Source organism: Paenibacillus sp. FSL P4-0184 (assembly GCF_038004625.1).
Lineage (GTDB): Bacteria > Bacillota > Bacilli > Paenibacillales > Paenibacillaceae > Paenibacillus_AQ.
This window is the reverse complement of the sequence record NZ_JBBORN010000001.1, coordinates 519,000-534,949: the sequence shown is the minus strand read 5'-3', so window position 1 is coordinate 534,949 and position 15,950 is coordinate 519,000. Positions and strand designations below refer to the sequence as shown.

Here is a 15,950-nt window from a genome sequence, read left to right as displayed (position 1 = left end):
ATGCGTCTCATAAACAGCGAACAAGGACTGATGATGCACTGGGCCTTTGATGAAGGCACCGGAGCAAGTGCTCTGGAGAGTGTATCCAAGATCCGTGATGATATTGAGTCCGTATTTAATCAAGCGGAATTTACCGAACGGATGGGTCCGCAGTGGAGAGAGGGCGTAATGGGAAGCGGACTTCTGTTCGATGGTTACTCTACTTCTATTACCCATTCTTTTAAAGAAGAAGACACAAACTGTGATCAAAAATTCTTGTCAGCACTAAGTATTGGGGTATGGGTGGCACCGCGTTCCTATGACTTAGGTCATGAAGGTAAGCTGACTGCTATTGTAAACCGTCACAATATGGACCGCAAGCAGGGTTATCTGCTAGGTATGTTCCGGCACGGCTCTTGGTCCTTCCAGATTGGGCTAGAAGGAGGAACCTGGCAGGAGCTTTGGTCTCCTGAAGGCTATGAATTGCCCAAGAATGAATGGTCATACGTGAACGCTGTATTTGATGGAACCCAAGGGAAAATTAAACTGTTTCTCAACGGCACTGAAATCGCCTCGACTGACGTGCCGAGCGGTTCCCGTCTCGCTGAGGCAGCAGAGACGGATCTACTCATTGGCAAGAATAATCACAGTAGCTTGCTGATCGAAGTGTTCAGCCTTCAGATGTTCAGTGGGATTATTGATGATTTGAAGATTTATAACCGGGCCTTAAGTGCTGAGGAAGTAGCCGCTTCTTATCAGCATGTGCTAGATTCTACGCACGGAGGCGTCAAGCCACAACTGCATGTTGACGAAATCAAGCTGGACCGGACACCTCTGCTGAGAGATCGACACAGACCGCAGTACCATGTTACTCCACCCGCACATTGGATGAATGAACCTCATGCGCCGATCTATTTTGAGGGCCAGTATCATCTGTTCTACCAGCATAACCCGTTAGGACCATTCTTTTATCATATTCATTGGGGCCATTGGGTGAGTGAGGATTTGGTCCATTGGCGTGATCTTCCCGTAGCCCTGGCACCTGAAAAAGATCAGCTGGCACCGGACGGAATCTGGTCGGGAAGCGCTACTTATGATGCAGACGGATTGCCTGTCTTATTCTTTACAGCGGGAAATGACTGTGCTTCACCAAATCAGAGTGTTGCTCTTGCCCGGAGCACTTATTCTCAGGATAAAGACCCGGATCTGATTCAGTGGGTCAAACATCCGGAGCCGCTCATTGTACAGAAGAAGGGCATGGGTGCATTCGGAGATTTTCGTGATCCTTTTGTCTGGAAGGAAGGTGACAGCTGGTTTGCACTGGTCGGGTCGGGGATCGAAGGTGAAGGTGGAGCAGCGCTAGGGTTTGCGTCACCCGATATGCTGAACTGGACGTATAAAGGGCCATTCTTTCAAGCGGATATTCAAAAGTTCCCTTATCTTGGACCTATTTGGGAGCTTCCTGTGCTTCTCCCTCTGGGAACAGACAAAGCGGGCCAACATAAACATATCCTATTGGTCAGTCCAGTAGGAAAGGGAGCAGATGTCGAGGTATTCTATTGGATTGGGCAGCTCGATAAACTCAATCTTTCATTTATTCCAGATCAAGAGGAGCCGGAACTGATTGACGTAGGTGATTTCCATTTTACCGGCCCGAGTGGAATGGTGGATCCGAAGACTGGACGAAAGATCATATTTACCATAGCTCAAGGCGACCGGACGGCTGAACTCGAATATCAATCGGGTTGGGCTCATAATGGTGGTTTGCCTCTAAGTGTCTATCTGAGGGAAGACGGACGACTGGGAATTGAGCCGATTCAGGAACTTCAGTCCCTGCGAGGTACGAAACTGCTGTCGATTCGGGATAAGTCTTTGGCTGAAGCTAATCTATCACTAAGTGATATCCAAGGGGACATGCTTGAGATTCAAGTGGAGCTAGAACCCTGCAATGCTACACAACTAGGAATCAAAGTTCGGTGTACACCGGATAGAGAAGAAGAAACACTTCTGTATTATGATTTTAATGAAGCCAATCTCTTAGTAGACCGTACGAAAACGACACTGCACCCTGGTGAAAAGTGTAGCGGAATTCAAGGTGGTAAGCTGGAGCTGCAAGGGGAGAATCTGAAGCTACACATCTATTTAGACCGCTCCATGGTCGAGGCCTATGCCAACGGGTTGAAAAGCCTGACGACCCGGGTGTATCCAAGCCGTAAGGATGCTTTGGGGTTAGAGATATGGGGAGATCGAGAACCCTTTGTCAAAAATTTAGAAATATGGGAGATGCAATCCATATGGTAACAGAAGCGCCTTGGCGCTTCTTGTCATTTGGCTCAAAGAATGAATGATTAATAAGATTTGCAATCCTCTGACTGAAAGCGCTTTAATTAATTCCTCTCCCTTCATCATCATTGACTATTCATCCTTGCACAAGGGAACATCGCGAAAATAGGTATCGAAGCGGCATGAATAAAAAATTATGAAGGAGGTTTTTGAATGAGAGAAGTTAAAGACAGAAAACCTTGGATATACAGGTTGCTGATAGGGGTTATGGCACTTCAGCTTGTTGCTCCTAGTATCTCGGCTGCAGCTGAGCCAGGTCCTACTGTGGTAGAAGAAACTATTTCAAAAGCAAACATAGAATCGTCCGTTACGGATGCAGTCTATCAAATTCAGAACCCGGGATTTGAAAATGGGGATATGTCAGGCTGGACAGTTGTCAGAGGTCAAGCGTTTGGTGAGAACAGCGTATCGGACGAGACCACCTGGTGGGCAGAACAAATCCCATATAATCAAGAAGGCGGTTATCATCTAAATGGTTGGAAGTATGACGAGGCTACTACAGGAGTGCTCCGGTCCAGCACTTTTGAGCTGGGCGGCAGCGGCTGGATAAGTTTTAAGCTTGGCGGCGCAAAAAATCCTGACAAAGTGTATATAAATATCGTGGAAGCGGATACAGGTCAAGTGATTGCTAGATATGGCAATAAAGTATTTGCAGACGTAGGTTTTCCGAATCCCGCTCAGGGTATGCGGCTTGCCAATATGGAGCAGTACAAGGCGAATCTATCCAATTATTTAGGTAAGAAGCTGTATGTGGAGATCGTAGATAATGCGACCTCGGACTGGGGATTGATTTTTGCAGATGCTTTCTTTATGTATCATGAATCCGAACCTGCCCAAGGCATCAATGCCACAGATATCAAACCGGATTTCCACCGATATCAAATCGAGAATCCAAGCTTTGAAACTGGGGATCTGAACGGGTGGACCGTTGTGGATGGCGAGGCGTTTGGGCCAGACAGCATATCAGATGAAAGTACCTGGTGGGCGGAACAAATTCCGTATAACCAGGAAGGCGCTTACCATCTAAATGGCTGGAAATACAACGAAGCGGCGACAGGAGTGCTTCGTTCCAGCACATTTGAGTTAGGAGGAACCGGCTGGATAACCTTTAGGCTAGGCGGAGGCAAGCATACAGATCAGGCATTTATCAGCATCAGTGATGCGGATACGGGAAACTTGATTGCCAGATATGGAAACAGCGAATTTAACGATTCTGGTTTCCCTGATCCTGCACAGGGCTTGAGACTCGCGAATATGGAGCAGTATAAAGCCGACCTGTCCAAGTATATCGGTAAGAGGCTATATATAGAGGTCGTCGATCATGCGCTATCGGATTGGGGGGTGATTTTTGCGGACGCCTTCAACACCTTCAATGAAATTGTACCAGAAGAGGGTATTATGGCCGATAACATTATCCCAACCGAAATTGCGAATCGCGGCTTTGAGACCGGAAACTTTGAGGGGTGGACGGTTGAGGGAGATGCTTTTCAAGTGACCGATGAAGGTGGTTCTGGTAAAGAAGGCAGCTTCTATGCCAAGTCTAGCAAGGAAGGGGAGGGCTCATTAACTTCCAGTGCCTTCACACTTCAAGGGAATGGGACGATAACTTTCACCGTTATAGATATCGTTCATCCGGAGGATGCCTATGTCGCGCTATATGATGCTACCACCAACGCCCAACTTGCAAAAACTGGGGCTGTCGGTTCCAATAAGATTATTTCTTGGGAAATGCAAAAATATTATAATAAGGGGCTTTATATCAAGGTTGTCGATCAATCTGATCAGGCAAGTATCTCCGTTGATGCTTTTCAAGCCAACGGTGCGGGTAACATTTTTGTTATGAAATTCAATGAAGGTGTCGGAAAGAAAGCGCTTGAAGAAATGCAAAATCTTCAACATGATGTGAATTATGTGTTTAACAATGCAAGATATATGTCTTCCAAGGATCCGAGATGGACTCAGCGCGGTGTAAAAGGTGGTGCACTTCTGTTTGATGGATACTCAAATTATATTGAAGTCAATCCAAAGGATACGATTCCAGTAAGCGATGCGCTAACGATCGAAGCTTGGGTTGCTCCTCGCAGCTATGAATGGGGAGACGGCAATAAGCTGTCTGCAATTGTGAATCAGTCTGATCAGGATAAGGCTGAAGGCTTCTCCCTTGGGATGTACCGGCACGGCACGTGGTCCATGCAGGTAGGGATTGGTGGCCAGTGGATTCAGGTATGGGTTAATGATCATCCGCTCGAGAAATACAAATGGAATTATATAGCTGCTACCTTCGACAAGAAGGTTGGACAGATTAAATTGTACCTAAACGGTGAAGAAGTAGCTTCTCAGGCAACCCCCCTCAATGTTCCAATCACATCATCTACAGCGAGTCTGGTTATCGGAAAAAATAATAAACCAGTAGAGCTGGCAGGTCTGTTTTCTTACAATATGTTCAGTGGACTTATTGATGAAGTTAAACTGCAGAATAAAGCACTCACAGGACAAGAAATCCTTACTGAATATGAGAGTGTAAAGACGCTTCACGGTGGCACAGTTCCGTTAATTCCGAATGAGGATATTGATGAGGACCCTAGTGTGTTTGAGGGTGATCAGCACCGTCCGCAATATCATGCAATGCCTCCGCAAAACTGGATGAATGAGGCTCACGCACCGATTTATTATAACGGTCAATATCATTTATTTTATCAGCATAATCCGCAAGGCCCATACTGGCATCAAATTCATTGGGGACATTTGGTGAGTGATGATATGGTGCATTGGGAAAATGTGAGACCTGCGCTTGCGCCAGAAGCGGGTATCCTTGATCCGGATGGTGCTTGGTCAGGCAGTGCAGCATATGATCGTAACGGAAACCCTGTTCTTTTCTATACCGCCGGTAACGATTCTTTGTCGCCGAATCAAAGAACGGGGCTGGCAACTCCAGCTGATTTGTCAGACCCTAACTTGGAAAAGTGGGAGAAATATCCTGAACCTGTAACTGAGCAGAACGGAAACGGTATTCATAACGAGTTCAGGGACCCGTTTGTTTGGTATGACAAAGAAACGGACAAATGGTATCAGCTTGTAACATCCGGTCTTAAAGACTTTAGCAGTGGTACAGCTTTGGTATATGTATCTGACGATATGTACAACTGGGAGTATAAAGGACCTTTATACGTAAGTGACAGAAGCTTATACCCGGAATTAGGCACGGTATGGGAACTGCCGGTACTCCTACCGTTAGGCAAGGATAGCTTGGGCAAACAAAAGTATATCTTCATGATCAATCCACATGAAAAGCCAGAGCAAGTACCGCCGACAAACGATGTACAAAGAGATGTTGAAGTCTTTTACTGGATTGGAACCTGGGACCGGGATAACTATAAATTTATACCTGATCAGAACGCACCTTCCAAAATTGATGTAGGTGACGGCTACTTAACTGCAGAGAGCGGTATGGTCACCCCCGACGGAAGAACGGTTGTTTATTCCATGGTGCAGAATGTAAGAACGCCTCAAGCTGAATATCAAGCTGGATGGGCTCATAATCTGGCTCTGCCGATATCCCTAAGCCTGGATGATCATGATGAATTACGCATTGAGCCGATTCAAGAATTGCAGAGTTTACGAGGCGCTAAATTGGTTGATTTTGCAGACAAAAATTTGCAGACTGCCAATCAATTGATCCAGAATGTCAAAGGTGACATGCTGGAGATTGTGATGGAAATTAATCCTGGTGAAGCCCAGAAATTCGGTCTTAAGGTGCGACGCTCCGATGACGGCCAGGAGGAAACACTGATTTACTATGATAAGACGGACGGGACCTTCAATGTGGACCGGACTAAGAGCAGCATTGATCCGGATGTTCGCGTGGATGGCATCCAAGGCGGATATGTGGATCTGGACGGAGAGAACCTGAAGCTGCATATCTTCCTGGACCGTTCAGTGGTCGAAGCCTTTGCTAATAACAAGAAAAAACTGACCACACGTGTCTACGTAGGAAGATACGATTCCTTGGGGTTGCAGGTCTGGGCCGACAACAATATTACGGTCAAGTCGATGGAAGTATGGAATATGAATGCCTTGACGGGTGAACTGGCTGCTCCGGTCGATGTACCTGACAATTGGGATAACTCCGTGTATACCGATATTACGGAACTGACTAACCATGACTTTGCCACAGGCGATTTAACAGGCTGGACTGCAGAAGGAGACGCTTTCCAGGATGTTCATGTGACCGATGCCCAATTTTTCTGGGAAACGATCTACTTCAATCCGTCGCATAAAATTCCAGGCGGCTATCATTTGTGGGGCTTCAACGAGCAAGCTGGCGGTGAAAGCTTAACTGGAACGCTGAAATCGCAGAATTTTATTCTTGGCGGGAATGGAAAGATCAACTTCTTAGTCAGCGGAGGGCGTGATATCGATAAACTGTATGTTGCGCTGGTCCGGGCATCAGACGGAAAAGAACTATTTAAAGAAACTGCAACTAATTATGAAGAGTATCAACGGAAGATCTGGGATGCATCACAGTATATTGGTCAGGAGCTTTATATCAAGGTGGTTGACCAATCTACAGGCGGCTTCGGACATATTAATGTTGATGATTTTAATGTGCCGGTTAAGATGCAGAATCCGACGAATCCGACGAATCCGACGAATCCGACGAATCCAACGAATCCAACGAATCCAACGAATCCAATCGATCCTCCAAGTCAACCTGTGATTCCTGCAAGCAAACCGGATAGTCAGCGCAGCTTGTCATTCGAGTTGGCAAAGGGAGAATGGAAGGTGCTCTTTCCGGTAACCTTGGCAGCAAATGACGGCAAGAATGCTCTTAAGGTTAAAAACGCAGATGTGGAAATTGAAGTTTCCGCAGAGATTTTAAAGGAATTACAGGCACTAGTTACAGCCAAAGAGCTTGAACAGGCGAAAATTTCTTATGAAATGAAAGCTTTATCTTCAGAGCAAAGCAAAGAACTGCTCGAACGAGCTGGACGCAAGAATCACGCAAACATTTCTTTAACCGGAGAGATCTACGGTTTTAAATTATCTATTGTTAAGGCCGATGGAACGGTGTTTACGCTTGAAAAATTGTCAAAGCCTGTCACCATTAAGATGAAAGCAAAGAAGAATTCTCGCCAGGATCTGACGAGTATTTATTACATCACTGATGACGACAGACTAGAATTTTTGGGTGGAATCTTCTCAGGCGATCAATGGACGGCGAATGTGAGCCACTTCAGTAATTTTGCCGTTCTTACTTACGACAAATCGTTTGAAGATGTTAATGCCTCTTACTGGGCCAGTGATGTAATTAAGAGGATGGCTGCGAAGAAAATTGTTTTAGGTGTAAGTGAGACTTTATTTGCACCGAAGCAAAATGTGAGTAGAGCTGAATTCTCTACCTTGATCACTCGTGCACTCGGAATAAAAGCATCGGGTACAGCTACATTCAAGGATGTGAAATCCACGAAATGGTACGCTTCTTCCATCGCTGCTGCATATGAAGCAGGAATTGTTACCGGAAGAAGTATAGATACTTTTGCGCCAGAGGAAACCATAAGCCGTGAAGAAATGGCGGCAATGATTTACAAAGCGTATCTGTTTCATACAGGACAGAATGTTGCAATTAACCGCTTGAGTAATTTTAAGGATGCCGATACGATCAGCGTCTGGGCTGCAAATGCAGTCGCTGCCGTACAGGAGCTTGGCCTAATCAACGGACGTGGGAACCAATTATTCATGCCGCATGAAAATGTAAACCGTGCAGAAAGTGCTCAGGTCATCTCGCTATTCCTTGATATAGTAAATAAATAACTACTAAAGAAAAGCCGGGGAAGCAAAGTGATGTCAGCCTTCGCCATGACTCCGGCTTTCTTTGAAGTAATATGAATTAATATTTTTATTTTTCTCAATCGCCTAAGAAGTTGCCGTCACAACTCTTTAGCTAAATGACATCATATCGTGTCCATAACCTCAAGAAATTCGATAACACTGGGGAAGACATGGAGGATCTGATCTCCATCGGAACGATCGGGTTGATCAAAGTGATTGAGAGTTATCGCCCGAACAAAGGCACAAAGCTGGCCACTTTTGCTGCCCGTTGTATTGAAAACGAAATTCTGATGCACCTACGTTCGCTCAAGAAAACACGTAAAGACGTATCCCTTCACGATCCAATTGGGACGGACAAAGAGGGGAACGAAATAACACTTATCGATATCCTTGGCTCCGAGGCTGATGATGTTATTAAAGAAGTGGATCTGAAGATTGAGAAGAGCAAGATATATCGCAACCTAGACATTTTGGATGAGCGGGAAAAAGAGGTTGTGGTTGGGCGGTTTGGGCTGGATACAGGTGGAGAAGAGAGGACGCAGCGGGAGATTGCTAAGGAGCTGGGGATCTCGCGGAGTTATGTTTCACGGATAGAGAAGAGGGCGCTCATGAAGTTGTATCATGAGTTTTATAAGGCGAAGCGGTAAGACTGATGACAATTACACAGTAATAAACCATTAATAATAAAACTTGAAAAGCGACTTGTCTACGGATGAGTCGTTTTTTGTGTGGATAGAGTTCGCCCTACTTATGATACGGTTCATCGTACTATCTGTAACGGCAAGTTATAAGGCCATCCCTTTCGGGATGGCCCTTCCTGTAAACGTGGTTACTCGAGTACTCTGTCATTTTTAATTGAATTTCTTTTAATTAATAGTTCCTAGTAATCTGGAAACAATTGCTGCAAACTCTGCTCTAGTAATATCTTTTTCAGGCTTAAATGTACTGTCTGCGTATCCTCTAATAATATTATTGGATGCGAGTGCATCAATGGAATCATAATACCATGTATTTCTTGTAACATCTTTGAATGATGTGTTTCCAGTACCTGTTAGCTTAAAAGCTCGAGTGATTAGTGCCGCTAATTCACCACGACTAATCTTCTCATCTGGACGGAATCTTCCGTCACTATATCCGTTCATCAAGCCTGATCCAGCAGCTGCACCAATAAACTTATTCGCCCAATGAGTTGGAGATACATCTATAAAGTTACTTTCTTGTCCTTCAAGTCCCATGTAAGTTGCAATTACTTTAATTGCTTCGGCACGAGTCAAACCTGAATTTGGACGGAATGTTCCATCGGAATAACCCGTCAATAATCCCTTAGCAATTAATGCGTCAATGCTTGCATTTGCCCAATGATTCATTGTATCTACAAAACTAACAACTTTCGGCTTATCTGCTGGTGTTATTGTTTCTGCAGGTGCCGTTGTTTGTATAGGCGTTGTTACTGCTGGAGGTGTACCTCTTCCAGTATTTGGATTGGTTGGTCCATTATCTGTATTTGGATTAGGATTAGTAGAGTTTGAAACATATTGAAGTGCTGGAGCAAATGTTGTAAGTAGTCTAGCTTGACTTTGTTGCTCAAGAGCGTAGCCCATGCCTAAAATTTTTGCATCGTCCCATGCTCTACCAACTAGTTGCATAGAAATAGAATATCCGCTGTCATTCGTTCCTACAGGAACAACTACCGTAGGGAGACCCACATTAGAGGTTAATACGCCCGTGTTACGGTCAGAACTTAATTGAGAAGCTGATGCGTCATTGTTATATACGTCACTAATAAAACCTGCATAAACAACAGCATCAACGCCATTCGCGTCCATCCAGTTTTTAATAACTTCCTTATAGTCGGTTCTATACTTAATGTAATCTTGTACAGCTTGTTCAGTCATACGAGTTGGAGTACTATATCCTCTTTGATTATAGATAAGTACCTTATCTGAAGCTAGTACACTTGCTCCATCAATATAAGGGAAGTCCTTATGAAGCTCAATATAACGTGCCCAACCTTCAGTAGATCCATTAATACCTGAAGGACGACTAGGGCCTGATGGTACAGCTGACATTTCAATCATTGTCGCCCCCGCTGCTTGAAGCTCTGAGAACTTATCCATCACTGCCCGTCCTGTATCATCATCAGCATATGCAGATACAAAGGATGCAGGGATATATCCAATTTTCTTTCCTTTCAATGCATTAGCATCCAGAGATTCCTTCCAATCCACTGGACGCTTATGATCTGCATCAGCAGTGACTGTGAAAATATCTTGTGGGTCCGTACCCGTTGTAGTATTCAATATAATAGCTAGGTCAGTTACTGTTTTAGCAATGGGACCTGCATAATCTTGTCCCCAAGTGAGTGGAAGTACTCCTGTAGTACTTGCCATACCGTCTGTACCCCGGAAGCTTTTTAAGCTAGCGCCTGTAGTTGGTGCATAGAGAGATACCCCTGTTTGCGATCCCATTGCTGCTGCTGCAAAATCAGCTGCAACAGATACTGCAGACCCGCCGCTTGAGCCAAAAGATGTTTTTGATGGATAGAGTGCATTCCATGTTTGCTGCCAGCCGCTCTCACTAAAGCTTCCGCTGTTAGCAAACTCAGAAGTATTTACTTTACCAATAATTACAGCTCCAGCTTCCCGCAGCTTTTTCACTTGGAATGCATCGGAATCAGGCTGCCAGCCTTCAAGAGCTTTACTGCCACCTGTAGTAGGCATATCCTTTGTGTCATAAATATCTTTTATCGCAATTGGAATACCCAATAAATCACCTTTTACACCTTGTGCACGGGCATCGTCAGCAGCTTTTGCTTGGTTAAGCGCAGTTTTAGATACATGCAGGAATGCATGGAATCCCAATTGTCCCTCATCGTATACCTTAATTCTATCTAAATAGGCTTGAGTAATTTGTACAGAAGTAGTTTTACCATTAATCATATCCTTCTGCATTTCTGCAATTGATTTATTCTTAACATCATACGGCGATGAAGTTATTAATTCTTTGGCCGCAGGAGCATTTGGAATATCCAGATGATCTCCAGTATCAAGTCCCTCTATAGCAGATATATCCCAGTTGCTAATTGAACGAATTTGTGCTTTTGTTAATCCTGTTACATCCAGCAGACTATTAAGTCCATCTAGCATAGCAACCAGATTTTTCAACCCTTCTTCACCAGCTTCTCCAACTTGTACATAATTTACTAGGGACTTCGATTCGCCCGGCCCAATATTTAGTGAATTAATGAACCCATAGAAATTCGCTTCATTTCCATACTCAGCTAAGGGTACTGTGAATGGATCCTGTTGCTGATTCCCTAGACCTGTTAATCCATTATCAAACGGTTTTGGTGATCCCACTGCAACGCCTAGCGGCTTATTGTTTCTGGCACTGCTATCTACAACAATCCATGAATCATCTGTTGTTACCTTTAGATCGCCTGAGTAGGTTGCCTTAACTACTGAAGCATTTGTTGTTGTACCATATCCTAAAGAGCCACCGAATGATACATCAACTTTTATAGCGACATCATTTTTATTAGTGAATGTATCAAAGAATCTCGTTCGATTATGAATAGTATCCACATACACCTCACGTGTTACAGTTACATTTCCTAGATTTACAGATTGAGCCGAAGTAAACTTATTAACGCCATCGTATTTCAAGTCAAACCCACGCATCATTTGACCATTCATCAGTGGAGCTGAAGGCGAGGACACTTTAACAAAGATATTGCCGAAACCTTGTACTTGTGTAGCACCAACTGTACGTAAACTTCCTGTGTCTAAGCTAGGAGCAAAAACATCGTGAATCTCCCATACTGTGCCACTTTCTGAAGTAACTCTAGTTAAAGCGTCAGCTGTTTGGAACGGAATTATACTCGTAGCAATAACAGATAACACAATTGAAGTAGCTATAAATTGCTTTTTACTCCAATTTTTTTTTGCTGGTGAATATTCAGATCGGGTGGAACCAGAATGATCTCTTTTTGTTTCACGTAGACGTTTGAACTTATTCATGTGCGTAATCTCCTTTTCCTTTATGTATTTTATTATTTAATGTTAGGAAATATAACACTTGTATTTGTTTCAGTCAATAAATATTATGAATTTAATATATTTTGAGTTTATAAAAAGGAGAAAAAGGCTTTTTTAATTATTACGTGTAATGTATGTGTAAACTATTTTGTTAAATAGATAACGTTATATGATAGGTTTTAGGGTCCGTAGGATATTGAGTATCATCATCCGGCTGCATCATCAAAAACCTTGAATTTCACGAAATCCAAAAGAAGAGGAACAGCTAATAATTAACGGAGAATATTATGTTTTTCATTTCATGAAAGTGGAAGATTTCTATATGGGAGAATGGCATAAAGCAGAATCACTGATGATTCCAGATGCACTAGCCCGCAAGATCAATAATGGGCATCCTGAAAAGAGTAAATTATCTGCTGGGAAAGAAGCCATAAGAATAGCCAGGTAGTATATCTGGAATAAGTGGGATTTCATTGTGGAAACCACTTTAGCGGGTGGTAACGTTATAAGGCAGATGAGGGATACAAAGGAATAAGGCTTTGAAATTATTGTGTTTTATGTGGGACTAGCAGATGTTCGGCTAAATATTGAATGTATTGCTCTACGTGTGAAAAACGGTGGCTATCATATTGAAACCGAGGATATTGTTAGACGCAATTTAACGAGTATGAATAATCTCACTTAGAGTTGATTGATCAATTAATTGTTATTGATAATAGTAAAGCTGAAGGCGAGTTTATTCTTGAAGCAGTTAAAAGCGGGATAAAGTGTTATTTAAATGGGTTACCCGGATGTACACAAGAAATCAATCGGAAACTACAAATTAAATATAATATGCAAAAGTAAACCAATTCGAATCAGAATCGATCGTAATTGGTTTATTTTTTTGACATCACATCGTGTCCATAACCTCAAAAAATTCGATAATACTGGGGAAGATATGGAGGATCTGATCTCCATCGGCACCATCGGCCTGATTAAAGCTATCGAAAGTTATCGCCCGAACAAAGGGACAAAGCTAGCCACTTTTGCTGCCCGTTGTATCGAAAACGAAATCCTGATGCACCTGCGTTCGCTCAAGAAAACACGTAAAGACGTAACCCTGCACGATCCGATTGGAACGGACAAAGAGGGTAACGAAATCACGCTCATAGATATCCTTGGCTCCGAAATTATTTTTAGGTCTACCATAGTTTCGTGTAAGTAAACTCATTCCAAATGAAGCGAACGATTCAATATTTCTGAAGGTGACTCCCATGATCGTGCTTCCAAGTTGCCCCTACTGCGGGAAAAATGCGCTAAATCCATAACCACGGCAACCGGATTAAGCAGACCCATCGCAGGATGATTCTCATAATAAGCAAGTAATTCTTTCGATGTCCTGCCTAGAATGATGTCCAGCAAAGAGTCACCACGCAAATCATGTAACCCCGTATTGCAGGTATGACCTTCCCGGATAGCAAAATCATCAATACCTAACACCCCTCCAAGTTTCACTCGTTCCTCATGATAACATCAGTTTTTTTTGAGTGTCTACTTGAAGGGCAAACTACCACTTGTCGGTTTTCTTATAAGATTAATATATAAAACAAGTCGAATACGTATACCCCAAAAGTGCTTTGATTTGCTGGTTGAAAACAAAAAAAACGCTATTCAGATTCTTGATCAGTTTATAGAAGCGCTCTGTAAATAAGTCTCAGTATATTCTGGTACTAATAGCGTTTGTTGGTTGAGCTTTCTCTTGAACTCCCCAGGCGGCATTCCCATTTCTGCTGAAAAAACAGTGGTAAAATAGTGAACTGTTTTAAAACCTGACATTTCTGAAATTTCTTTGAGGGTAAGGTCGGTATCTGAGAGGAGGATGCTGGCTTTTCTCATTCTCTCTCTTTTAATATAATTTGAAAACGATTGGCCTAATTCATCCTGGAAAATACGTGATAAGTGTCTTTCTGAAATGTGAATAAAATCCGCTACATCGCTCATTTTCAATGATTGAGATAGGTTGTCATGGATGTATAGCTTCGCTTGATATACTAAGGACGAATAAATACGAATTTCTTTATTCTTTTTGTATTTAATTTGTTGTTCATTAAATAAACCAACAATACTTGAATAGAAAGAAGAACATAAGCCTTGAAAGCAGTCGTTGAACAATAGGTAAAAATCACAGGCCATAACGAGGATCGAAGTCCATAGTTTTACAACGGGAGATTGGCTAGCATTATTAATAATGAATTTTTTCGTTTTTTCTAGATTAGTGAAAAGTTCTATTAATTTCTTTGTTGATTTTGTTTTTATAATTTCAAATCCAACAAAAATAATTTCCAATCCAGTTTCGCTTAAAATTTGGTGTTTAACGAAGGGGCGGGAAAGGAAAAGGGACCCACTCGTTATATGAAATGAATGTCCATCATCCATATACTCACCTTCACCGTTGACAATATAACACAGTTCAAAATAAGAATGTTGATGTGGCTTGTTATTGTAATGATCGGGTTGAGCACCCCAATAGTGAATTAGAATGGAAACATCACTTCCATTGACTTGAATAGATTCCTGATTAAGAGCAATTGAACCATCTATAAACAAATCAGTCCATTCCATGGCTGTCTTCCCCTTTCAAAATAATGATGAACCACATTAATGTTCCCGCTTTGATAGTAGCATATTTCTCCACGAGTGTATCACGAATGTCTCGATTTTATAAAAATATGACTGGTTTCTCAAAAGATTAAGGAGAGAACAAGATTTATACTAAAATTAAATATTGAATGATCCAATAAAAAAAGGGTATTTTGCCAAAAAGGGATGTGAAGAGTTGTAATGAATAAATATTCGATCGCATTTGATGTCGGAGGATTGTTTATAAAATCAGCTGTTTTAAACGACGATGGGGAAATAGTTCCTAACTCGTATGCCATCTTCCCCTCGAAATCAAAAGAGACTAAAGAAGGTATCATTGAACATTTGGTGTTCATCATTAAGCAGCAAACAAATGGAATTTTGGATAAAGACTTCGAAATAACTGGAGTTGGCTATGCATTTCCAGGTCCATTTGATTATGAAAGCGGGATAAGTTACATCAAAGGTATCGATAAATTTGAAGAGATATACGAAGTGAACCTTCGTGATCTATTAATGAATCGTCTTAAACAAGAAAGTTCTTTTCATTCAAAGACAAGTAATGATTTTCAGATTGTTTTTGATAATGATGCTAGCCTGTTTGCTTTAGGAGAATATGTATCCGGCAAGGCTGGAGGTTACAACAAATCCATCTTTTTAACGATTGGTACGGGGGCAGGATCGGCATTTATGGAAAATGGAAAATTGGTAAAAAACAGACAAGATATACCGGAAAATGGATGGATCTATAATCAACCATTTAAGCAATCCATAGTCGATGACTATATTTCTAAAAGAGGTATCTTAAAACTGGCAAATGAATTAGGCCTTAGTACATCAGACAACGAAGTGGAAACATTAGCCGCTATGGGCAAAAATGAAGACCAGAGGGCAAAGATGGCATTCCGAATGTTTGGAGAATATATAGGAAAAGCTTTAAATCCATATATAAAAAGTTTTAAACCAGATGCGATCATTCTTGGCGGTCAAATTACAAAAAGTAAAGATTTGTTTATGAATGGGGTTTATGAAACGCTTGAGAACAAAACGGTAAACATTGAATGTTCTGAAGAAACCTCACTGAGTACATTTAAAGGTGTAGCAAATCTATTAAAGCAATCTATTAGAAGGAAGGAATAA

8 protein-coding genes and 1 pseudogene are annotated in these 15,950 nt (G+C 42.2%); 6 read left to right on the top strand and 3 right to left on the bottom strand.

The genetic code is table 11. From position 1 onward, the window contains the following. The 3 genes from MKY52_RS02165 (at position 1) to sigK (ending at position 8,798) form a co-directional block, all read left to right on the top strand. On the top strand, positions 1-2,280 hold the full coding sequence (locus MKY52_RS02165) for a GH32 C-terminal domain-containing protein (protein ID WP_341049579.1): 2,280 nt from the start codon (positions 1-3) through the stop codon (positions 2,278-2,280). 195 nt (positions 2,281-2,475) lie between these two features. Continuing rightward, positions 2,476-8,133, top strand: a complete 5,658-nt coding sequence (locus MKY52_RS02160) for an S-layer homology domain-containing protein (RefSeq protein ID WP_341049577.1) — start codon at positions 2,476-2,478, stop codon at positions 8,131-8,133. 134 nt (positions 8,134-8,267) lie between these two features. Continuing rightward, positions 8,268-8,798, top strand: a complete 531-nt coding sequence (gene sigK / locus MKY52_RS02155) for an RNA polymerase sporulation sigma factor SigK (protein ID WP_341049575.1) — start codon at positions 8,268-8,270, stop codon at positions 8,796-8,798. Positions 8,799-9,017: 219 nt separating this feature from the next. Here sigK and MKY52_RS02150 read toward each other — a convergent pair whose 3' ends face one another. After that, complete coding sequence (locus MKY52_RS02150) at positions 9,018-12,170, bottom strand: amidase family protein (RefSeq protein WP_341049573.1); 3,153 nt, start codon at positions 12,168-12,170, stop codon at positions 9,018-9,020. 340 nt (positions 12,171-12,510) lie between these two features. On the opposite strand from MKY52_RS02150, the gene MKY52_RS02145 reads away from it, so the two are divergent. Both MKY52_RS02145 and MKY52_RS02140 read left to right on the top strand, forming a co-directional pair. Continuing rightward, positions 12,511-12,636 (top strand): hypothetical protein, encoded by a 126-nt coding sequence (locus tag MKY52_RS02145; protein WP_256716199.1) that lies wholly within the window; start codon positions 12,511-12,513, stop codon positions 12,634-12,636. A gap of 456 nt (positions 12,637-13,092) precedes the next feature. Further along, positions 13,093-13,359: pseudogene (locus tag MKY52_RS02140) on the top strand (sigma factor); the annotation flags it as partial. A 38-nt stretch (positions 13,360-13,397) separates the two neighbouring features. Here the strand turns inward: MKY52_RS02140 and MKY52_RS02135 are convergent. Next, positions 13,398-13,685 carry a transposase gene (locus tag MKY52_RS02135; protein ID WP_341049570.1) on the bottom strand — a complete coding sequence of 96 codons (288 nt, stop codon included), beginning with the start codon at positions 13,683-13,685 and terminating at the stop codon, positions 13,398-13,400. Between the two features lie 168 nt (positions 13,686-13,853). Next, positions 13,854-14,792 (bottom strand): AraC family transcriptional regulator, encoded by a 939-nt coding sequence (locus tag MKY52_RS02130; protein WP_339801590.1) that lies wholly within the window; start codon positions 14,790-14,792, stop codon positions 13,854-13,856. A 219-nt stretch (positions 14,793-15,011) separates the two neighbouring features. Here MKY52_RS02130 and MKY52_RS02125 point away from each other — a divergent pair, with 219 nt between their 5' ends. Continuing rightward, positions 15,012-15,950, top strand: a complete 939-nt coding sequence (locus tag MKY52_RS02125; RefSeq protein ID WP_341049568.1) for an ROK family protein — start codon at positions 15,012-15,014, stop codon at positions 15,948-15,950.